Origin of the sequence: Pantoea sp. AG702 (genome assembly GCF_003182295.1) — a bacterium.
In the GTDB taxonomy this organism is placed as follows: Bacteria; Pseudomonadota; Gammaproteobacteria; order Enterobacterales; family Enterobacteriaceae; genus Pantoea; species Pantoea ananatis.
The window spans coordinates 1,173,641-1,194,795 of sequence record NZ_QGTU01000001.1 but is presented as its reverse complement, the minus strand read 5'-3'; the positions used below and the strand labels follow the sequence as shown (position 1 = coordinate 1,194,795).

The window sequence follows — 21,155 nt, the reverse complement described above, 5'->3', positions numbered from 1 at the left end:
CGTTATGTCGGTCCGAATTTTAGCGCTGGATACAGCGACAGAAGCCTGTTCTGCAGCCCTGCTCAACGGGCAGCAGATTGATGCGCGCTTTGAGATCGCGCCGCGCGATCACACCCAACGAATTTTACCCTTAGTGGCAGAACTGCTGCAGTCTCAGCAGTTGGAACTAACACAACTTGATGCGCTGGCATTTGGCCGCGGTCCGGGCAGCTTCACCGGCGTGCGTATTGGTATCGGGATCGCTCAGGGGCTGGCACTGGGCGCTGCGTTGCCCATGGCGGGCATCTCTACGCTGGCCACGCTGGCGCAGGGCGCCTGGCGGCTGCACGGCGCCACGCGGGTATTAACCGCGATAGATGCTCGTATGGGCGAAGTCTACTGGGCCGAGTATCAGCGTGATGAGCAGGGTCACTGGCAGGGTGAAGCGAGCGAGAGCGTACTGTCGCCCGCCGCGGCCTTGACGCGGATGCAGGCGCTGGAGGGCGAATGGTTTACTGCCGGAACCGGCTGGCAGGCCTGGCCAGATCTGCAGCAGGGCCATGCCCTTCAGCTGGTTAACAGCCATGTGGAACTGCCTGCGGCAGAAGATATGTTGCCGCTGGCCGTCGCCGCTTTGCAGCAGGGCGCGACGGTATTGCCTGAAAACGCAGAACCCACCTATCTGAGAAACGAGGTGGCCTGGAAAAAACTGCCTGGACGCTGAAACGAGACGCAACTTATTGTTATCGGAGCACTCTAAACAGCAACTTTCAGGAGAATACCCATGTCAATTCGTCGTCACGGTGTTGCCGGTCTGCTACTGGCCTGCGCCCTGGTTTTAAGTGGTTGTGTTTCAGTGCCGGATAATATTAAGGGCAATTCCGCCATGCCCCAGCAGGACTTATTGCGGGTGATGAAAGATCCGGCCATCTATGTCGGTCAGGAATCGCGCTTTGGCGGCAAGGTGGTTAACGTGTTCAACCGTAACGGCAAAACCCGGTTGGAAATAGCGACGCAGCCGCTGGATGAGGGCGCGCGTCCCGTACTGGGCGCCAGCTCTGTGGGTCGCATCTATGCCGACATTCCCGGCTTCGTCGATCCGACGGATGTCAAAGATCAGTACGTTACGGTGCTCGGTACGATTAAGGGCACGGAGCAGGGCAAAATTGGCGAGGCCACCTATCAGTTTGTGGTCATCGACGTTCGTGGCTATCAGCGCTGGCATCTGACGCGCCAGATTGTTGCGCCTCCGCAGCCCATTGACCCGTGGATTTGGTATGGCCCGACGCGCCATCGTGGGGGCTACTGGGGACCCAACCCGTACTGGGGAATGTATAACAGCGGGCCCGCACAGGTTGAAACTATCCTGACACAGTAAGCATTACCTGTTTTATTCAGCCCGGTAGCGGTGCTCGCTGCCGGGCTTTTTATTTGTATTGTCTGCAAAGACGAAATTTAGTGATGGACTTCGCAACCTCAACATGACAAGAAGAGCAAACTGGTACAATCAGTTAAAATATTGTTAACAAATGCGATTGTCGAGGCGGCGATGAGTACACAACAAGATTATCGGGGTGAATCCTTGAATAAGGTTTGGCTAAAACGCTACCCGGCAGACGTCCCTGCCGAAATTAATGCTGATCGTTACCGCTCTCTGGTTGATCTGTTTGAGCAGGCCGTTGCCCGTTACGCCGGGCAACCTGCTTTTTACAACATGGGTCAAAAGATGACCTATCGCCAACTGGACGAAAAAAGTCGGGCCTTTGCCGCCTATCTGCAACATGAGTTGAAACTGAAACAGGGCGACCGTGTTGCCCTGATGATGCCTAATCTGCTGCAATATCCGGTTGCGCTCTTTGGCGTTTTGCGGGCCGGAATGGTCGTGGTCAACGTCAACCCACTCTATACGCCGCGCGAATTAAAACACCAACTTAATGACAGCGGTGCCAGCGCGATCGTTATTGTCTCTAACTTTGCGCATACGTTAGAAAAAGTCGTCAGCGAGACCGCGATCAAACACGTTGTTTTGACCCGCATGGGCGACCAGCTTGCACCGGTCAAAGCCACCCTTGTGAACTTTGTGGTGAAGTATGTGAAGCGACTGGTACCAAAGTACCATTTGCCGGGTGCGATAGCGTTTCGCCACGTACTGGAAGCCGGAGAGAAAATGCCGTATCAGCGCCCGGATGTCAGTAATGAGGATCTGGCGTTTCTGCAATACACGGGCGGCACGACAGGCGTGGCGAAAGGTGCCATGCTGACGCACCGGAATATGCAGGCAAACCTTGAACAGACGAAAGCCACCTACGGCAAGCTGTTACGGGATGGCAAGGAGTGCGTTGTCACAGCGTTACCGCTTTACCATATCTTTGCGCTGACCGTTAACGGCTTGCTGTTTGTTGAGCTGGGTGGGCAGAATCTGCTGATCACCAATCCGCGTGATATTCCCGGTTTTGTTAAAGAGATCGCCAAATATCCGTTTACCGCCATTACCGGCGTGAATACGTTGTTCAACGCGCTGCTTAATGACGATGGCTTTACCAAACTCGATTTTTCTACCCTGCGCCTCTCTGCCGGGGGCGGGATGGCGGTACAAAAGGCCGTCGCTGAGCGCTGGGAAAAACTCACCGGCCACTATTTACTGGAAGGCTACGGTCTGACCGAGTGCTCTCCGCTGGTCTCCGTCAATCCTTATGACATTAGCTGCCACACGGGCAGTATTGGCTTACCGGTGCCCTCAACGGACGTGATCATTCTGGATGAAAACGGCAATGAAGTGCCAACCGGAGAGCCCGGCGAATTGTGTATCCGGGGTCCGCAGGTGATGCATGGCTACTGGCAGCATCCGGAGGCCACGGCAGAAGTCCTGAAAAATGGCTGGCTCCACAGCGGGGATATTGTTACCGTTGACCACGAAGGATTTATCCGTATCGTGGACCGCAAAAAGGATATGATTCTGGTGTCAGGTTTTAACGTCTATCCGAATGAAATTGAAGACGTTCTGATGCAGCATCCCAAAGTGCGCGAAGCGGCTGCGATTGGCGTGCCCAGCGAACTGTCGGGCGAGGCGGTGAAGGTCTGTGTGGTGAAGAAAGATCCCTCGCTGACCAAAGAAGAGCTGCTCGATCACTGTCGTCGTCAGCTCACCGGCTACAAAGTGCCGAAAATCGTTGAGTTCCGCGATGAACTACCCAAAACGAATGTAGGAAAAATTCTGCGTCGTGAACTGCGCGACGAGGTGAAAACCCACACGGGTTGATTCACCGTCAGGATTCAGGTTGAACGCCGGCTCTGTCCGGCGTTTTTATTGCTTTTAACATGGAGCACCGCACGTTGTCGGCTGCGGTGAAAACTGAACGTGAACTATTCCCTGATCGATAACGATGATCGCCTGGCCGAGGTGTGCAACAAAGCACGCCAGCATACGGCCGTCGCCCTGGATACGGAATTTGTCCGTACCCGTACCTACTATCCACAGCTGGGACTGATTCAGCTGTTTGATGGCGAACAGCTGGTGTTGATCGATCCGTTACCTGTCCGTGACTGGTCACCGTTTATCGAACTGTTAACGGATACCCGCGTCACGAAATTTTTGCACGCGGGCGGCGAAGATTTGGAAGTCTTCCTGCACCGTTTTGCTGTACTGCCACAGCCGATGATTGATACACAGATTCTGGCGGCCTTTAGCGGTCAACCGCTTTCCTGGGGATTTGCCTCCATGGTGGCGCACTTTACCCAGGTCGAATTAGATAAGAGTGAGGCGCGCACGGACTGGCTGGCGCGTCCGCTGACGGAACGGCAGTGCCAGTATGCCGCTGCCGACGTGCATTACCTGTTGCCGATTGCTCATCAACTCATGCAACAGGTTGAGCAGGCAGGGAACATGGCGGCGGCGCTGAGCGAATGTGAAAACCTGTGCCAGCGTCGGCTGGATAGCTTAGCGCCGGAAGATGCCTGGCGCGATATCACCAATGCCTGGCAGCTGCGTCCGCGCCAACTGGCGGCGCTGCAACGCCTGGCGGCCTGGCGGCTCAAGGTTGCCCGAGAAAAAGACATGGCAGTGAATTTTGTGGTGCGGGAAGAGAACCTGTGGAAAGTCGCCCGTTTCATGCCGGGCTCGCAGGGTGAGTTAGATCACCTGGGCTTATCTGGCCATGAGATTCGTTTTCACGGCAGGGCGATGCTGGCGCAGGTCGCAGACGCAGCCGGACTGGCTGAAAGCGAGCTGCCGCCGCCGTTAAGCAATCTGGTCGATCATGTGAACTATAAGCGGGCGTTTAAAGCGATCAAAGCACTGGTGCAGCAGGTAAGTGAGCAGAGCGGGTTTAGTCAGGAGCTGCTGGCATCGCGCCGACAGATCAATCAGGTACTGAGTCAGCACTGGGGGCTGAAGCCACAAAACCGCGAACCTGAACTGTTATCAGGCTGGCGAGGCGACGTGCTGAAACCCGGCATTATGACCATCCTTGCCGAGATGTAAGAAATTTCCCCTGCCAGTACAGCGCAGGGGAAAATCAGGAAACGGTCGACGTCATTTAGGCACGTCTTCCGTTTCAGGTAGCGTGACGTTCAGTTCCAGAATGGAGATATCATCCCCTTTCTGGTCGAGTTGAACCGTCACCATGTCCGGATCAATCTTCACGTACTTGCAAATCACTTCGAGAATGTCGCGCTTAAGTTGCGGAAGATAGTGGGGCTCACTGTCGCCCCTTCTCCGTTCTGCCACAATAATCTGTAGCCTTTCCTTGGCTATGTTGGCAGTGTTCTTCTTCCGGGATAAAAAGAAATCAAGTAATGCCATGGTTTATCCCCCGAACAGGCGTTTCAGGAAACCCTTCTTCTCTTCTTCAATAAAGCGGAAGGGGCGACTTTCACCGAGTAACCGGTCAACGGTATCGGCATAGGCTTTACCAGCATCAGACTCACCATCGAGAATTACCGGCTCACCCTGGTTAGAGGCACGAAGAACCGACTGGTCTTCTGGGATGACGCCGACCAGAGGAATACGCAGGATTTCCAGAACATCTTCCATGCTCAGCATATCGCCACGATTCACGCGGCCAGGATTGTAACGGGTCAGCAGCAGATGCTCTTTAACCGGTTCCTGGCTGGTTTCCGCACGGCGGGATTTGGAAGAAATAATACCGAGAATACGGTCAGAGTCGCGTACAGAGGAAACTTCCGGGTTCGTGGTGATGATGGCTTCGTCGGCAAAATAGAGCGCCATTAACGCACCGGTTTCGATGCCGGCCGGCGAGTCACAAACGATGAAGTCAAACGCCATCTCTGCCAGATCGTTCAGCACCTTCTCAACACCTTCGCGGGTAAGGGCGTCTTTGTCGCGGGTCTGCGAGGCAGGCAGAATATAAAGTTGTTCTGTGCGCTTATCACGAATCAATGCTTGGTTCAGCGTGGCATCACCCTGAATGACATTAACAAAATCATAAACCACACGGCGTTCGCAGCCCATGATTAAATCAAGGTTACGCAGGCCGATATCAAAGTCGATGACAACCGTTTTTTTGCCTTTCTGCGCTAAACCGGTGGCGATGGCCGCGCTTGACGTGGTCTTACCAACGCCCCCTTTACCGGATGTAACTACAATAATGCGTGCCATAAATGTTGATTTCCTTAACGAAAGAAAAGGGGCCTAATTAAGTGTCTGGATAGTCAGCGCGCCGTCCTGAAGGCAGAGGCGTGCCGCTTTAGCAAAAAACGCTTCGGGGATTTGATCCATGATCCAGTACTCCCCGGCGATAGAAACCAACTCTGCTGCCAGGTTGGTGCAAAAAATCTGGCAATCTCTGTCACCGCTGGCACCCGCCAGCGCGCGGCCGCGCATCATGCCATAGATATGAATATTGCCATCGGCAACCAGTTCCGCGCCGGCGCTGACGCTGCTGGTGACAATCAAATCCGCATTGCGGGCATAGATTTGCTGACCAGAACGCACCGGCGTGTTAACGATGCGTGTTTTCGCCACCAGCGCTTCCGTCGCAACGGGTTTTGACTCCGGCTCCGGCGCTTCGCGCTTGTGGCTCTCTTTACCTTCGGCCAGCACCGGAAGACCGACGCGGGCGATCATTTTTTTCAGCGCCTCGTCTTTGCATCCACTGACGCCGACGATACGGAGCCCCGTTGCGCTGACGGCCTGCTGCATCTGTTTCCAGTTTACGGCCGCATCAAGGGCCGCAACATTCAGCACCACGGGTGCGTTTTTCAGGAAATCTGGAGCCTGGTCAATTTTGTCCTGTAGCGCTTTGCGGATCACCTCTGGCTCATGGTGATGCAAATGAACAACGGACAAGGTAAAACTGCTTCCCTTAAATTCGATTGGCGATTGCGGCATCTGTCCCGACTCAGTCCTGTTTTACTACCCTGTGCTAAGCGATCATAAAAGCATCGTTAAAGCGCGATCGGCGAATATTCGAAGTACTGCAAGCATGTTATAGTTACCGCTATATTCAAACAAGCCTCACGGCTGGTTAATTCGAGTAAAAAATATGTTTTGTGTGATCTACAGAAGTCCCGTCCGCGACCAGACTTATCTCTACGTTGAAAAAAAAGACGATTTTTCGCGCGTTCCTGAGGCCCTGCTAAAAGGCTTTGGTAAGCCTCAGTTAGCGATGGTGGTGAACCTGGCCCAGCGCGACAAACTGGCCAATGCGGACATCAATAAAGTGAAGCAGGGGTTAAGCGAGCAGGGATATTATTTGCAAATTCCACCACCCATCGAAAGTTTGTTAAAAACGCATCTCGAACTGGATAGAAAAGATTAACTCGGATTGTTCCTTTAATATAAATTTTGCAGGGCCGTCATCAGCAAATTTATATTCCCGTGAGGCTGAATAATAATTGCACAGTCGCGCCGCTGCGGCGCGCTGTTTGCAACCTGACCGGTCAGATGAAGGCGGCGACGCACAAATAGCCTGGCTGACTTATTGACAATTCTCGCGCATCTGTCAGGTTTATGCATCTCAGTGATAGCTGGCAGGCTGGCTTTAGGTGTCGTCTGTCAGTAACGTCAATCCGCCGACATGACTGGCATTTCGGCACTCTAAGCAGGGGATTAGCATGTATCAGCATCGTAACTGGCAAGGCGCTTTGTTAGATTATCCCGTGAGCAAAGTGGTTTGCGTGGGCAGCAACTATGCGAAACACATCAAAGAAATGGGCAGTGCGACACCGACCGAGCCGGTTATTTTTATTAAGCCGCAAACGGCCTTGTGCGATCTGCGCCAGCCTTTATCTGTTCCCGATGCGTTTGGTGAAGTGCACCACGAAGTTGAGCTGGCCGTACTGATAGGCACCACCCTGAAGCAGGCTTCAGAAGCGCACGTGGCGCAAGCGATCGCCGGTTACGGTGTGGCGCTGGATTTAACCCTGCGTGACCTGCAGGCAGGCTTAAAAAAAGCCGGGCAGCCGTGGGAAAAAGCGAAAGCCTTTGATAACGCCTGTCCGGTCTCGGGATTTATTCCGGTCGCTGAGTTCTCAGGCGACCCGCAGAATACCGAGCTGAAGCTGGTGGTCAACGGTGAGGTTCGCCAGCAGGGCAACACCGCCGATATGATCCACAAAATTCTGCCGCTAATTGCACATATGAGTCAGTATTTTACCCTGCATGCGGGTGATGTCATCCTGACCGGCACGCCTGAAGGCGTGGGGCCGATGCGCTCGGGCGATATGCTTGAGGTTTCTGTTGCGGGCCACGGCATCAGCACGCGGGTACTCTAAAACTTGCATCATCGCGTCAATATCTTTATAAGGTGCGGTTTAGGCTAAATCTGGACAATCATCATGACTGAAACCCCTTTCTGGCAACATAAACGCCTGGCACAAATGAGCGATGAGGAATGGGAATCCTTGTGTGATGGTTGTGGCCAGTGCTGCCTGAACAAATTACAGGACGCCGATACGGATGAAATCTATTTCACCAACGTCGCCTGTAACCAGCTCAATATAAAGACCTGTCAGTGTCGCAATTACGAACGTCGGTTTGAATTTGAAGAAGACTGTATCAAGCTGACGCGCGAAAACCTGACCACCTTCAACTGGCTGCCCCGTACCTGCGCCTACCGGCTGTTGGGCGAGGGGAAGCCGCTCCCGGCCTGGCATCCGCTGCGCGCGGGCTCCAAAACCGAGATGCATGCTCAACGTATTTCGGTGCGTTATATTGCGGTGCGGGAAAGCGAAGTGCGTGACTGGGAAGATCACATTATTGATCGGCCGGATCGTAACGGCTGATGCACATACATTAAAGGCTGCCAGTGGCAGCCTTTTTAACGTTAGCGGCCAAATAGATCCCGGCGCTTAGGTTTTAACGGCTGCGCGATCAGAACCAAAATGCCGACCAGCAGATAGGCAGCGAAAACACCGATCATCCACTGTGGCATGCTGAGCGACAGGAATTCCCACCCACGATCTGAGCAGTCTCCGCTGGCGACGAACACCGACGGTAGCCATTTATCCAGCGGCAGCCACGTTGGAAAACGGGCCGCGAAATCACAGGTCACAAAAGGATTGGGATGCAGCAGGATCATCGTGTGTTCGTAAGACAGCCGCAGGCCTTCCCAGGCGCTGTAGATCCAGACCAGAATGGCCACCAGCCGTAACAGTGAACGTGGTAGAAGTAACCCGATAAGCCCTGCAGCCACTACGCCAAACAGCGCACAGCGCACATAAATACACATCACACAGGGTTTGAAGCCCAAACCATACTGGAACCACAACGCCGTAAGCTCCAAGGCCAGTGCAGAGAGGGCCAGTAATAACCAGGCCCCGCGACCACGCGAACATTGGTTTAAATATCGCAACATATTGCATTCCCTGTAAACGTTAATGCCCCGCAGTGTAAACCAAAAGTCGCTGCGCGCCATCCTGCGTTGGGTAAAAATTATGTACAAACATGACCTGGCACTGATCCAGATTAATGACTTAACAAAAATTCTGATAACCGCGTGATATTGATGTTCTTTTGCGCGTTAAATCCCGCAAGCAAGGGAACCGCGTGGTAGCAATGCGCCCGCCCAAAACGCTGAGGTAAGGCTGGCGTAAATACGGCCATAATGATCGCGGTAATCTGTCTTAATTTTGTGCTAAACCGCGCTTTTAATCGTTGTGCAGTCTGTATCCGCTATAGGGCGTCTGGTATGATGAGTCCCCATTACGATCCAGAAAGCAATGAGAACACACAGTTATGGTTATTAAGGCGCAGAGTCCAGCCGGATTTGCTGAAGAGTATATAATTGAAAGCATCTGGAACAGCCGTTTTCCGCCTGGATCTATTCTTCCTGCTGAACGTGAGCTTTCTGAACTGATTGGTGTAACACGTACCACATTGCGCGAAGTGCTGCAGCGTCTGGCGCGTGACGGCTGGCTGACGATTCAGCACGGCAAACCTACTCGCGTGAATAATTTTTGGGAAACCTCGGGTCTTAATATTCTTGAAACCCTGGCGCGTCTCGATCATGACAGCGTACCCGCCCTGATCGATAACCTGTTATCTGTCCGAACCAATATTTCTTCGATCTTTATCAGTCGCGCCTTACGCCATTATCCAGAGAAGGCACGCGAGGTGCTGGAAGCCGTAAACAGTGCTGAAGACCAGGTAGACAGCTATACCGAACTGGATTACCGGGTGTTTCGCGGGCTGGCGTTCGCATCAGGCAACCCAATTTATGGCCTGATCCTGAATGGGCTGAAAGGGCTTTACACCCGCGTTGGACGCCACTACTTTTCCAACCCGGAAGCGCGTAAGGTGGCACGCGATTTTTATCAAACGCTGCTCAACCTGTGTGACAAAGAGCCTACCCAGGACGAAATCGTTGAATGTGTCCGTCGCTATGGTCGTCAGAGTGGCGATATCTGGCATTCGATGCAAAAAACGTTGCCGGACGATTTAGGCAGCAAACGTTAATAAAAAACCGGACATGGCGTCCGGTTTTTTTTATTCCGCATTCCGCTTAAAGCGGGGCGTTACGCGGTGGATTACGGTCCAGTAGCTCAACGCTCCCGTCTTCGTTTTGCTGTTCCAGAATAACGTCAAATCCCCATAGTCGTTTCACGTGTTTAAGCACTTCCCGGCGGCTTTTGTCCAGCGGCGCACGGCTCTGCGGGACATAGCGCAGCGTCAGGGAACGATCGCCACGCAGGTCAACGTTGTAAACCTGAATGTTGGGCTCCAGGTTACTCAGGTTGTACTGAGCGGAGAGCTGCTGACGAATCGCACGGTAGCCCGCCTCATCGTGGATGGCAGCGATCTCCAGAAAGTTATTACGATCGTCATCCAGTACGGTAAACAGGCGGAAATCGCGCATAACCTTTGGCGACAGGAACTGACTGATAAAACTTTCATCCTTGAACTCCCGCATCGCGAAATGCAGGGTTTTTAGCCAGTCAGAACCGGCAATATCCGGGAACCAGTAACGATCTTCTTCGGTTGGCGACTGGCAAATGCGCTTGATGTCCTGGAACATCGCAAAACCTAATGCATAGGGGTTAATCCCGCTATACCACTGGCTGTTATACGGTGGCTGATAGATGACGTTGGTATGGCTGTGGAGAAACTCCATCATGAAGCGCTCGGACACTTTGCCTTCATCGTAAAGGTGGTTCAGGATGGTATAGTGCCAGAAGGTGGCCCAGCCTTCATTCATGACCTGGGTTTGTTTCTGGGGATAGAAATACTGGCTCACCTTACGCACTATGCGCAGAATCTCCCGCTGCCAGGATTCGAGCAGGGGCGCGTTCTTTTCCATAAAGTAGAGCAGGTTTTCCTGCGGCTCTGAAGGGTAACGCGCGGCCTCAACCAGCGTGGCTTCTTTCTCTTTGCGCGGCAGCGTACGCCAGAGCGTGTTCACCTGACTCTGCAGATACTCTTCACGGCTTTTTTGCCGCGCTTTCTCTTCCTGCAACGAAATTTTCTGGGGACGCTTGTAGCGATCAACACCGTAGTTCATCAACGCGTGGCAGGAATCAAGCAGGCGTTCCACTTCTTCAACCCCGTAACGCTCCTCGCAGTCAGAAATATAATTCTTTGCAAACAACAGATAATCCACGATGGAGCTGGCATCGGTCCAGCTACGAAACAGGTAGTTATTCTTGAAGAAGGAGTTGTGCCCGTAGCAGGCGTGCGCCATCACCAGCGCCTGCATGGTCATCGTGTTCTCTTCCATCAGATAGGCGATGCAGGGATTGGAGTTGATCACGATTTCGTAAGCCAGGCCCTGCTGGCCGTGCTTGTAGCGCTGCTCGGTCTCAATAAATTTTTTGCCAAAAGACCAGTGCGAGTAGTTGATGGGCATCCCTACGCTTGAGTAGGCGTCCATCATTTGCTCTGAGGTGATCACTTCTATTTGGTGCGGGTAGGTATCCAGACCGTAGTGTTTGGCTACGCGGTCGATTTCAGCGAGATAGACATCGAGCAGGTCGAAGGTCCAGTCGGGTCCATCGCTGATGCGTTTGCTGTCCATGAGTGAATCGTCAAAGATTGTTGTCATAGCGCACCTCTGTTTTGGCGAACGGACTCACGCGGTGGGGTTGCCCGTTGCGATTTATTTAAGGCTCTTCCTGAGAAAGGGAACCCAAAAAAACTGAGTGAACATATCAATGATAGTTCACTGTCGCTTATCCGATTCGGGAACTCAAACGAATTCTTTGGCAGAAAAATCATTTCAGGTTTAAGGGGTTGGGATTAAATAGCTCTACCGACTACATTGCAGGTATTTATTAGCACAATATTCTGGAATTGGGCCAAAAGGCGCGCTTTGAATGATTCTCCTGAAAGTGGTGGAATTAACTATAGACAATGTCATTTATGCCTGCTTTTTTTACTATTGGCGCATAACTCTCTGAATTTAAGTGGGTGAAATGATTTTAGTTACCTGCGGATGAAAAAAGAGGTGAAATAGTTGAATTGTTTAGAGGATGTTTCCACTTTGTGATCACACTGAATGTAAACCATTGCACAGTGGATTATGCTTTTTAATTTCGCGGGGGACTTATGCACGTAGTGATTCTTGGGAGTGGCGTAGTAGGGGTAACGAGCGCATGGTATCTGGCGCGTGCCGGACACCAGGTCACCGTGATCGATCGTCAGCCTCAGCCTGCGATGGAAACCAGTGCCGCCAATGCCGGGCAAATCTCCCCCGGTTATGCTGCCCCCTGGGCGGCGCCGGGCGTGCCGCTTAAAGCGATGAAGTGGATGTTTCAGCGCCATGCGCCGCTGGCTATCCGTCTGGACGGCAGTCGCTTCCAGCTCGAATGGATGTGGAACATGCTGCGCAATTGCGATATGCGTCACTACCAGCAAAACAAAAGCCGTATGGTCCGCCTGGCCGAATACAGCCGTGACTGTCTCAAAGCGTTGCGTGCGGAAACCGGAATCGCCTATGAAGGTCGTCAGGGCGGCACGCTGCAGCTGTTTCGAACCCAGCAGCAGTTCGACAGCGCCAGCAAAGATATTGCGGTGCTACGCGAGGCCGGTGTGCCCTATGAATTGCTGGAGGCGCACCAGCTGGCCAGCGTGGAACCGGCACTGGCAGCAACACAGCATAAACTCACTGGCGGCTTGCGCCTGCCTAACGATGAAACCGGCGATTGCCAGCTTTTCACGCAGCGTCTGGCCAAAATGGCTGAAGAGGCTGGCGTTGTCTTCCGGTTTAATACGCCGATCGATCAGCTCCTGCGTGATGGTAATCGTATTTATGGGGTGAAGTGCGGTGAGGAAGTGATCAAAGGTGACAGCTATGTGGTTGCGCTGGGATCCTACTCAACCTCGTTGATGAAAAACATCGTCGATATTCCTGTTTACCCGCTCAAAGGCTATTCCCTGACCATACCGGTGACCAATCCCGATGCCGCCCCAGTTTCAACGATCCTCGATGAAACCTATAAAGTGGCGGTGACACGCTTCGATAACCGTATTCGCGTCGGCGGTATGGCGGAGATTGTGGGTTTTAACACCAAACTGCTGGAGGCGCGTCGCGAAACGCTGGAGATGGTGGTCACAGATCTCTATCCTGAGGGGGGAGATGTCAGTCAGGCCAGCTTCTGGACCGGTCTGCGTCCCATGACGCCAGACGGGACGCCGGTGGTCGGTGCCACGCCGCTTTCGAATCTTTTCCTGAATACCGGCCACGGCACCTTGGGATGGACAATGGCGTGCGGCTCCGGTCAGTTACTGGCTGACGTCATATCCGGTACCTCATCCGCGATAGCCGCGGACGATCTTACAGTCTTTCGTTATTTACCCGGTTTTGCGGCGACCCGATCGCCGCTTCATAACGTTAACGCAGTACGTTAAGCCTTCAGGGAGAGGAATATGTCACGTCCAATTGTCGCGACCATCGATCAACAGGCGTTGCGACATAATCTGGCGATTGTGCGCCGGGCGGCCCCGACGTCACGCGTCTGGTCAGTGGTAAAAGCCAACGCTTACGGTCACGGCATCGCCCGCGTATGGGAAAGCCTGTCCGCCACGGATGGTTTCGCGCTACTCAACATGGAAGAGGCCATTTTGCTGCGCGAGCAGGGCTGGAAGAAGCCGATATTGCTGCTTGAAGGCTTTTTTCACCCTGACGATCTGGCATTGATTGATCGCTACCGGCTGACGACCAGCGTGCACAGCAACTGGCAAATTCACGCCCTGGCAAACGCCACGCTCTCTGCGCCTGTTGATCTCTATCTCAAGATCAACAGCGGCATGAACCGGCTGGGGTTTCGTCCTGAACAGGTCAACGGAATCTGGCATAAGCTGCGTGCGCTCGAAAATGTCGGAGACATTACCCTGATGGCGCACTTTGCCGATGCGGAAAATCCTGACGGAATCGTCGAGCCGCTTAAACGCATCGCACAGGCTACGGAAGGGCTGGACAGTCCGGTGTCATTATCCAATTCGGCCTGCACGTTGTGGCATCCTGAAGCGCATTACGACTGGGTACGTCCGGGCATCATCTTGTATGGCGCTTCGCCAAGCGGGAACTGGCAGGATATCGCCAGCAGCGGACTAAAACCGGTCATGACGCTGAGCAGTGAGATTATCGGCGTACAGCAGCTGCAGGCCGGTGATGGCGTCGGCTATGGTTATCGCTATCATGCAACCCAGCCGCAGCGTATCGGCGTGGTTGCCTGCGGTTATGCGGACGGCTATCCACGTCATGCGCCGACAGGAACCCCGGTTGCCGTTGACGGGATAATGACGCAGGTTGTCGGCGCGGTTTCGATGGATATGATAACGGTGGATCTCACGCCGTGCCCGCAGGCTGGCATTGGCTCGTCCGTGGAGTTATGGGGGGAAAATGTCAAAATCGATCAGGTGGCGAAAGCAGCCGGAACGGTGGGCTATGAGCTGATGTGCGCGCTGGCCCCACGCGTTCCGGTTAAAATCAGTTAACGGCGGTAATCCGGCTTTGCATTTTCTTACTGCAGCGCCAGGCCAGGAAGGCCAGCGCTGCGCCCAGCAGCATCATCAACGTTAATGACAGTTTCTCCGCTACCGGCAGAGCCACCACGATCAGGCTGCCTGCTGCGCCTCCCGCCATCTGGATAAATCCCTGCAGCGCCGAAGCCACGCCTGCCTGCTGCTGATAGGGTTCCAGCGCATAGCTGGTGGCTGGCCCAACGGTGAAAGCCAGCCCTGCTACGGCGACCGCCACCGGGAACATATACAGCGCCCAATGGAACTGCAGGCTGTCAGGCAACAAGGTCATTCCCGCCACGAGCAGAACGGCACCCGTCAACATGGTGATAAAACCGATGGCAAGGCAAAACGGTCGGCCCGCTTTGCGAATCGCTTTATTCACCACCACGCTGACCAGCATGATCCAAAAACCATTTGCACCAAAGGCAAACGAGAAGGCCAGAGGCGAAAGTCCCCCTTCGGTCATTAATACCTGCGGGGCCAGCGAGACATAGGTCAGCACCATCCCCAGCGCGCCGGCATTGGCAAAGGCAAACGCCAAAAAGCGCGGCTGGCGAAGAATCGCGGCGTACTGGTTTACCGGAAGGCCCTTCACGCGCAGCGTATCCGCCGGACGCGTTTCAGGCAGCCAGATGATGACCATCAGCATCACGACTGTCGCATAGGAACACAGGAACCAGAACGGCGCGCGCCAGTCGAAGGCGCTGGCCAGAATGCCACCCAGCAACGGCGCCAGAGCAGGCACAATATTCAGTGCCCCGTTCAGGAAGCCGTAAGCCCGGGCGGCGTCATCACCACTGAGTCGGTCACGCACGCCGCTAAAAGCCACCACCGCGCTGCAGCAGACCGCGCAGCCCTGAACCAGTCGGGCAATTAAAAATAGCGGGAAAGTGGTCGCCGTCGCGGCAATGACGCTGCCGGCGATGTACAGCGCCAGGCCCAGTAAGGCGACGGGCTTACGGCCATAGTTGTCCACCAGCGGGCCACTGACCAACTGTCCCAGCCCCATAATCAGTAAAAAAAGCGGGATCGTGGTTTGTACCAGGGCGACGGGCGTCGATAAGCCTTCAGCAATCTGCGGCAGCGTGGGTAAATAGAGATCAATGCCTAAAGGTGCCAGCAGCACCAGGCTCAATAGCAATAAGGTATATTTTTGCATAGCAACCAGAGGGTAAACGTTCGATAAAGCGAGGAAAGAGGGTAATGATTAACAGCGAAAAAGGAAAGCAAATTACCTGGAGAAATGGCGATGCCTGCTGAAACAGGCATCGCATGCTAAATCAGTAGGCGCCGTCGCGGCGGAAAACTACACCGGCCGTTTTAAACAGGATGGCGATGTCTGTCCATAACGCCCAGTTTTTAACATACCAGGAGTCGAAATAGACGCGGGTGTCGTAATCAATATCGTTACGTCCGCTGACCTGCCATAGCCCAGTCATACCCGGTTTCGCCATCAGGTAGTAATCCACATCGCCGGCGTAGCGCTCAAGCTCAGCCTCAATCACCGGACGCGGCCCCACCAGGCTCATCTCCCCGCGGATCACGTTCCACAGCTGCGGCAGCTCATCCAGGCTGGTTTTACGCAGGAAGCCGCCGATGCGGGTAATACGCGGATCCTTCTTGAGCTTAAAGTCTTTGTCCCATTCCCGACGCGCTTCTTCACTGGTTGCCAGCAAGCTTTCCAGCACCTCTTTGGAATTGGTCACCATTGAGCGGAACTTCAGACACTTGAACTTTCTGCCATCCTGCCCGATACGTTCGTGACCATAGATGGCATTGCCCCCATCACGCTTGACCATATAGCAGAGCAGGGCAAAGACCGGCGCCAGGAACAGCAGCAGTAACGACGCCACAACAATATCGAAACTGCGCTTCAGGAAACGTGACGAATGCTTTGCCAGGTTATTACTGACGCGCAAAATCATCACTTCATGGCTAAAGATAAACGACATATCCGTGCCGTAAAGCGGGACGCCACGCAGGGTTGGGATCACCGACACTGACCGGCAGTTCATTTTTGACAGAAACTTCAACCAGCGATCGCGCTCCGGCTGCTGCTCGTACTCCATCGCGACAATAAACTGCACGTTGTCGCGATCGATGGTGCTCCAGTTAATATCGTTGGCAGAAATGACCGGTACGCCATTCACGCTCTGCTGCAGCGGCGCATCTTCTACTGAAATAAATGCCTGAACGTTATATCCCAGGATTTCTTCACTTTGTAAGGCCGCATAGGCTTCGGTAGCGTTACGGCCAGAGCCAATAATGATGGTTTCTTTTTGCCACTGACCGGCTTTATTAATGGCACTTTTAACGCCTGCGCGCAGCAGCGGCAGCAGCAGCAGGGCATAGCTCCAGCTGAACACCCACACCATGCGGGAGAAGTCCCATTTAGAAAACGCGATTAATGCCAGATCGAGCAGGGAGAAAACAACCAGTGTTTTCACAATTTCTTTCAGTTCGAACCAAAAGGGTTTGCGGTAGGTGTAGTGACGCAGGCGCATCCAAAACCAGCCGGTACATAATACCGACATAATAAACTGCGCAATAAAACGGTTTTCAATTTGATGCGGCGGAATAAACGCATCCAAATCTCCCCAAATACCCTGCACGGTAGCGGCAGAGAGAAACAGCGCCAGGTTCAGCGCAATAAGGTCTGAAAAACTCAGTGCAAACTTTACCAGAATATTCTTACGAAGACCGCTCCATGAGCGACTCGCATTGTTTATTACCATTGTACTTGCCATAAAACCTGCTCTCTTAATTAAGTAAAAGATGGCCTGACCAGAATCAAGTACGCGTTCAGGGGTTAACGACTGAAAACCCGAAACCGGGATGTTTTCAGTTTGTTACAGTCATTAGAGCCATTGATGCTACAAATAAACCGTTACTAAGCGTGATTTGAGTCACGTAAAATTGCAGCACTGAAGGAGAGTATGCAGGAGATATTTGACGGAGTTAATACGGAAGAATTCTTAAAAAACCAGGTGAAAATTGCGCAGAATTGGCTTAAATGGCTGATTTGGAAAATAATATTTTAAAAGTATAACCTATAAGCCGTGCGGCCAGGGCCACTTTTTAGGAATTACCGCCAAATCAACTGACTGGCGGTAATACTCAGGCTCAGGCCGGTTCTTTTAATACCCACCGGTCTTGCTGCTTATCGTAGTGAGCGATATGTAAAATGACCTCTTTATCGTCGATCCATGCCGGAACGCTGGTGTCGTGATCCCAGCCGTCGAGCTGATAGCTCAGTCCGGGGTTGGTGTGGCAGGGAATACTCACTGTCAGCGGTTTTTCGCTGCTGAATTCTGCATCGACAATTTCGTAGCGACCAATTTTAACCACGTGACCCATGGATAACTCCCGTTTTCACTGAATGTTATAAAAGCGTAGTGCAATTCAGCCCATTTAACGCGCCAGCGAAGTAAGATTATTCTTTGTCTTCACTTGGGCGCACACCAATTTTCACAATCTGATTATCTTCTTTTTCCGCCACGGTCCAGGTCAGTTGATTCCATTCAACCTGATCGCCCACGACGGGCGTGCCACCCAGCATGCCAAGCATCAGCTGCCCGAGCGATTGTTGAGCATTGGTCTGTTCGTCCAGTTCAAGGCCGTAAATTTGCGCCACGTCGTTCAGGCGCGCGTCGGCATCCAGAATAAAGTCACCAAAGAAACGCTGATCCAGCGCGACGGGCGGCGACTGACTGAACATTTTTCCTAGCGCAGGCAGGTCACGCTCGCGTCCAATCACGCAGATAACGTCGTTTTCTTTTAATCGTGTCGCCCCGTTGGGATGCATCAGCACATTATCCCGAAACAGGGCAGCAATGCGGGTTTCACGCGGCATCTGTAAATCACGCAGCGCAGCGCCCACGCACCATTTGTCGGCACTGAGCTGGTAAACAAACTGCTCCCAGGGATTTTCCGGGTGGATATCTAACCCAATTCGGCTGACAGGCGATGCCGTGGGCGGTACCACCACTTTGGCTTTTTTTGCCGCATAGCCCAGAGAGGTGCCCTGCAGCATCAGGGAGACCAGCACGACAAAGAAGGCGATGTTGAAATAGAGTGATGCGTTTTCAAGTCCGGCCATCATCGGGAATACCGCCAGGATGATCGGAACCGCGCCCCGCAGGCCTACCCAGCTGATAAAAATCCGTTCGCGGCCTGTAAAACCGCGGAAGGGCAACAGGCCGATAAACACGGAGAGGGGGCGCGCAACCAAAATCAACCACAGGGAGAGGATCATTGCCGGAACCGCAATATGCCAGAGATCGGAAGGTGTGACCAACAGGCCCAGCACGATAAACATCCCTATCTGACTGAGCCACGCCATACCGTCAAAGGTTTGCAGAATGCCAAATCGGTTACGGATGGGGCTGTTACCCAGTAAAAAGCCGCACAGATACACGGCCAGAATGCCGCTGCCTTCCAGCACCGTTGTCAGGGCGAACACCAGAATCCCGCCGCTGAGTGCCAGCAAAGGATACAGGCCGGGTGCCAGGTTGATGCGGTTTATGAGCTGCTGCAGGGCCCAGCCGCCGCCCAGTCCAAGTACGATGCCCAGGCCGAACTGTTGGATGAGATGCACGAGAAACATCCAGTCAAGACCGGTTTTGCCCTGCTCGATCATTTCAATCAGCGTGATAGTGAGAAACACGGCCATGGGATCGTTGCTGCCTGACTCAATTTCCAGCGTTGAGCTGACGCGTTCGTTCAGGCCTTTATCCCCAAGCAGTGAAAAAACGGCTGCCGCATCGGTAGAGCCAATAATGGCACCGATCAGAAAGCCCTGCATCATATCCAGCCTGAAGAGCCAGGCCGCGGCCACGCCGGTCAGGCCAGCCGTAATCATTACGCCTACCGTTGCCAGTGACAGGGCCGGCCCCAGCGCCACCTTGAAGGAGCTGGCTTTGGTACGCATCCCACCGTCCAGCAGGATAATCGCCAGAGCAAGGTTAGAGATAAGGTAAGCGGCGGGATAGTTATCGAAGGCGATGCCGCCAATGCCATCCACGCCGGCCAGCATGCCCAGTGCCAGAAATATCACCAGAATAGGAATGCCAAGACGGGATGAAAAAGAGCTGAGTAAGATACTCGACGCAACCAGCACGGAGCCAATAATAAAAAGACTATAAACAATAGTGTGGTTCAAACGCGGTCTCCTGAGATTCGGCAGTCAATGTCAGCTAATGTGTAGAAACATCCATGCTATCTCTGCAAGATAATGTTTTATCAATGAGTTGTCATGGTCATTTTGCAATTTATATCAATTGCTAATGCCTTGGTTAATCCGGTTAAACGATATTAATAGAGGAGTTGGAGGAGTTGTTGCAAGAAAGGCCATGTTTTAACAGGTTATTACGCAAAAAAAAGCCGACAGAGCGTCGGCTTGATGTGTCAGGCTTCCATCGCCTGCTTGTGAAACAGTTCACGGAAGACCGGATAGATATCCTCCGGCTCGCGAATGTGCTGGATCGCAAAGTTATCAAATACAGACTGCAGATGTTCATATTCGCGCCACAGTGTCTGATGCGCGCGACGCGTGATTTCAATGTAGGTGTAGTAACGGACGACCGGTAAAATGTTCTTTGCCAGAATCTCATGGCACAGGGGGGAATCGTCGGCCCAGTTGTCGCCATCGGAGGCCTGCGCGGCATAGATATTCCACTGTGCCGGATCGTAACGCTCTTTCACCACGTCATCCATGAGCTTAAGGGCACTCGACACGATAGTGCCGCCGGTTTCCTGTGAGTAGAAAAACTCCTGCTCATCAACTTCTTTCGCCTGAGTATGGTGGCGAATGTAGACCACCTCGACATTTTTATAGGTTCGACTCAGGAACAGATAGAGCAAAATATAAAAACGTTTTGCCATGTCCTTGGTGGCCTGGTCCATTGAACCCGAAACGTCCATCAGACAGAACATCACGGCCTGGCTGGACGGCTCAGGGCGTTTTTCAAAATTTTTATAGCGTAAATCAAACGTATCAATGAAGGGCACCCGATCGATACGTGCTCGCAGCTCGGCAATTTCTTTGCGTAAGCGCTCCTCTTCGAGCAACTGAGCTGGTTCAGATTTTTCAACCGTCGTCAGCGCATCCTCAAGCTCATGCAACTGGCGGCGCTTACCTGCGGTCATCGCCGTACGGCGCGCCAGCGAGTTCTGTAGCGAGCGTACCACGCTGATGTTGGCCGGTACGCCATTAGACGTAAAACCGGCGCGGTGGGTTTTATACTCATTCAGCTGGCGATGCTGGTTTTTACGCAGGTTGGGCAGGGCCAGGTCTTCAAACAGCAGGTCCAGATATTCGTCTTTAGAAATCTGAAAAACAAACTCATCCTGACCTTCACCGTCCTGACCGGCGTTACCCTGGCCTGAACCGCTGCCACCGCCGCCCTGCGGCCGCTCCACGCGGTCATTTTGCACAAAGTGATCGTTACCGGGATGGACGCGGTGGCGCTGCCCGCCGCGTCCCTGATGGAAAATCGGTTCGTTGATGTCATCAATCGGAATAGAAACGGATTCGCCACTGCTGACGTCGGTGACCGAGCGTTTGTTAATGGCCTCGGAGATCGACTGCTTAATCTGAGACTTGTAACGACGCAAGAAGCGCTGGCGGTTGACCGCGCTCTTGTTTTTACCGTTTAGTCGGCGATCGATAAAATAGGCCATGATGTTCCCCCAAACTACATTGCAAGCAGGCCGGGTTGTCCCGACCTTAAGAGACCGGTGCTATCCCGCACCGGTT

Annotated in this window: 20 protein-coding genes; 10 read left to right on the top strand and 10 right to left on the bottom strand. The window is 53.3% G+C overall.

All coding sequences use genetic code 11. The features are described from left to right. Positions 1-4 precede the first annotated feature (4 nt). From tsaB to rnd, 4 genes are all read left to right on the top strand, one after another. On the top strand, positions 5-703 hold the full coding sequence (gene tsaB / locus DFO57_RS05710; RefSeq protein WP_015700197.1) for a tRNA (adenosine(37)-N6)-threonylcarbamoyltransferase complex dimerization subunit type 1 TsaB: 699 nt from the start codon (positions 5-7) through the stop codon (positions 701-703). A 60-nt stretch (positions 704-763) separates the two neighbouring features. Then, a complete protein-coding gene (locus DFO57_RS05705; protein ID WP_013026011.1) occupies positions 764-1,357 on the top strand; it encodes a Slp family lipoprotein in 594 nt (197 codons plus the stop codon). 204 nt (positions 1,358-1,561) lie between these two features. Then, entirely contained in the window at positions 1,562-3,238 is a 1,677-nt protein-coding gene (gene fadD, locus DFO57_RS05700; protein ID WP_126843543.1) for a long-chain-fatty-acid--CoA ligase FadD, read from the top strand. A gap of 99 nt (positions 3,239-3,337) precedes the next feature. Beyond that, positions 3,338-4,459 carry a ribonuclease D gene (rnd, locus tag DFO57_RS05695; RefSeq protein WP_019105121.1) on the top strand — a complete coding sequence of 374 codons (1,122 nt, stop codon included), beginning with the start codon at positions 3,338-3,340 and terminating at the stop codon, positions 4,457-4,459. 51 nt (positions 4,460-4,510) lie between these two features. Here rnd and minE read toward each other — a convergent pair whose 3' ends face one another. Genes minE through minC form a run of 3 tightly spaced genes read right to left on the bottom strand, consistent with a single transcriptional unit; the run spans position 4,511 to position 6,328 of the window. After that, complete coding sequence (gene minE, locus DFO57_RS05690) at positions 4,511-4,780, bottom strand: cell division topological specificity factor MinE (protein WP_010616394.1); 270 nt, start codon at positions 4,778-4,780, stop codon at positions 4,511-4,513. A 3-nt stretch (positions 4,781-4,783) separates the two neighbouring features. Further along, the gene (gene minD, locus DFO57_RS05685; RefSeq protein WP_014593844.1) at positions 4,784-5,596 is read right to left on the bottom strand and encodes a septum site-determining protein MinD; all 813 of its coding nucleotides are present in this window, start codon (positions 5,594-5,596) and stop codon (positions 4,784-4,786) included. A 33-nt stretch (positions 5,597-5,629) separates the two neighbouring features. After that, positions 5,630-6,328: a septum site-determining protein MinC gene (minC, locus tag DFO57_RS05680; RefSeq protein WP_013026006.1), complete on the bottom strand. Its 699-nt coding sequence runs from the start codon at positions 6,326-6,328 to the stop codon at positions 5,630-5,632. 154 nt (positions 6,329-6,482) lie between these two features. Here minC and DFO57_RS05675 point away from each other — a divergent pair, with 154 nt between their 5' ends. From DFO57_RS05675 to DFO57_RS05665, 3 genes are all read left to right on the top strand, one after another. Continuing rightward, entirely contained in the window at positions 6,483-6,758 is a 276-nt protein-coding gene (locus tag DFO57_RS05675) for a YcgL domain-containing protein (protein ID WP_013026005.1), read from the top strand. 295 nt (positions 6,759-7,053) lie between these two features. After that, positions 7,054-7,713, top strand: coding sequence for a fumarylacetoacetate hydrolase family protein (locus DFO57_RS05670; RefSeq protein ID WP_110015165.1), 660 nt, complete (start codon positions 7,054-7,056; stop codon positions 7,711-7,713). Between the two features lie 63 nt (positions 7,714-7,776). Further along, positions 7,777-8,223, top strand: coding sequence for a YcgN family cysteine cluster protein (locus DFO57_RS05665; RefSeq protein WP_013026002.1), 447 nt, complete (start codon positions 7,777-7,779; stop codon positions 8,221-8,223). A 41-nt stretch (positions 8,224-8,264) separates the two neighbouring features. Here DFO57_RS05665 and dsbB read toward each other — a convergent pair whose 3' ends face one another. Next, the gene (gene dsbB / locus DFO57_RS05660) at positions 8,265-8,795 is read right to left on the bottom strand and encodes a disulfide bond formation protein DsbB (RefSeq protein ID WP_014605709.1); all 531 of its coding nucleotides are present in this window, start codon (positions 8,793-8,795) and stop codon (positions 8,265-8,267) included. A gap of 380 nt (positions 8,796-9,175) precedes the next feature. Here dsbB and fadR point away from each other — a divergent pair, with 380 nt between their 5' ends. Continuing rightward, a complete protein-coding gene (gene fadR, locus DFO57_RS05655; RefSeq protein WP_013026000.1) occupies positions 9,176-9,895 on the top strand; it encodes a fatty acid metabolism transcriptional regulator FadR in 720 nt (239 codons plus the stop codon). 46 nt (positions 9,896-9,941) lie between these two features. Here the strand turns inward: fadR and DFO57_RS05650 are convergent, their stop codons facing one another. Further along, positions 9,942-11,477: a SpoVR family protein gene (locus DFO57_RS05650; protein WP_110015164.1), complete on the bottom strand. Its 1,536-nt coding sequence runs from the start codon at positions 11,475-11,477 to the stop codon at positions 9,942-9,944. 503 nt (positions 11,478-11,980) lie between these two features. On the opposite strand from DFO57_RS05650, the gene DFO57_RS05645 reads away from it, so the two are divergent. After that, a complete protein-coding gene (locus DFO57_RS05645; RefSeq protein WP_064373891.1) occupies positions 11,981-13,282 on the top strand; it encodes a D-amino acid dehydrogenase in 1,302 nt (433 codons plus the stop codon). An 18-nt stretch (positions 13,283-13,300) separates the two neighbouring features. Beyond that, positions 13,301-14,371 carry a catabolic alanine racemase DadX gene (gene dadX / locus DFO57_RS05640; RefSeq protein WP_014593840.1) on the top strand — a complete coding sequence of 357 codons (1,071 nt, stop codon included), beginning with the start codon at positions 13,301-13,303 and terminating at the stop codon, positions 14,369-14,371. On the opposite strand, the gene DFO57_RS05635 is transcribed toward dadX, so the two are convergent. The 5 genes from DFO57_RS05635 to DFO57_RS05615 form a co-directional block, all read right to left on the bottom strand. Beyond that, positions 14,364-15,557 (bottom strand): multidrug effflux MFS transporter, encoded by a 1,194-nt coding sequence (locus DFO57_RS05635; protein WP_110015163.1) that lies wholly within the window; start codon positions 15,555-15,557, stop codon positions 14,364-14,366. The genes dadX and DFO57_RS05635 overlap by 8 nt on opposite strands. A gap of 121 nt (positions 15,558-15,678) precedes the next feature. Beyond that, positions 15,679-17,145 (bottom strand): undecaprenyl-phosphate galactose phosphotransferase WbaP, encoded by a 1,467-nt coding sequence (wbaP, locus tag DFO57_RS05630; protein WP_014605710.1) that lies wholly within the window; start codon positions 17,143-17,145, stop codon positions 15,679-15,681. 376 nt (positions 17,146-17,521) lie between these two features. After that, positions 17,522-17,755 carry a DUF1480 family protein gene (locus tag DFO57_RS05625; protein WP_013025994.1) on the bottom strand — a complete coding sequence of 78 codons (234 nt, stop codon included), beginning with the start codon at positions 17,753-17,755 and terminating at the stop codon, positions 17,522-17,524. A gap of 76 nt (positions 17,756-17,831) precedes the next feature. Next, a complete protein-coding gene (locus DFO57_RS05620; protein ID WP_013025993.1) occupies positions 17,832-19,559 on the bottom strand; it encodes a potassium/proton antiporter in 1,728 nt (575 codons plus the stop codon). 245 nt (positions 19,560-19,804) lie between these two features. Continuing rightward, on the bottom strand, positions 19,805-21,079 hold the full coding sequence (locus tag DFO57_RS05615) for a YeaH/YhbH family protein (RefSeq protein ID WP_013025992.1): 1,275 nt from the start codon (positions 21,077-21,079) through the stop codon (positions 19,805-19,807). Between the last annotated feature and the right edge of the window lie 76 nt (positions 21,080-21,155).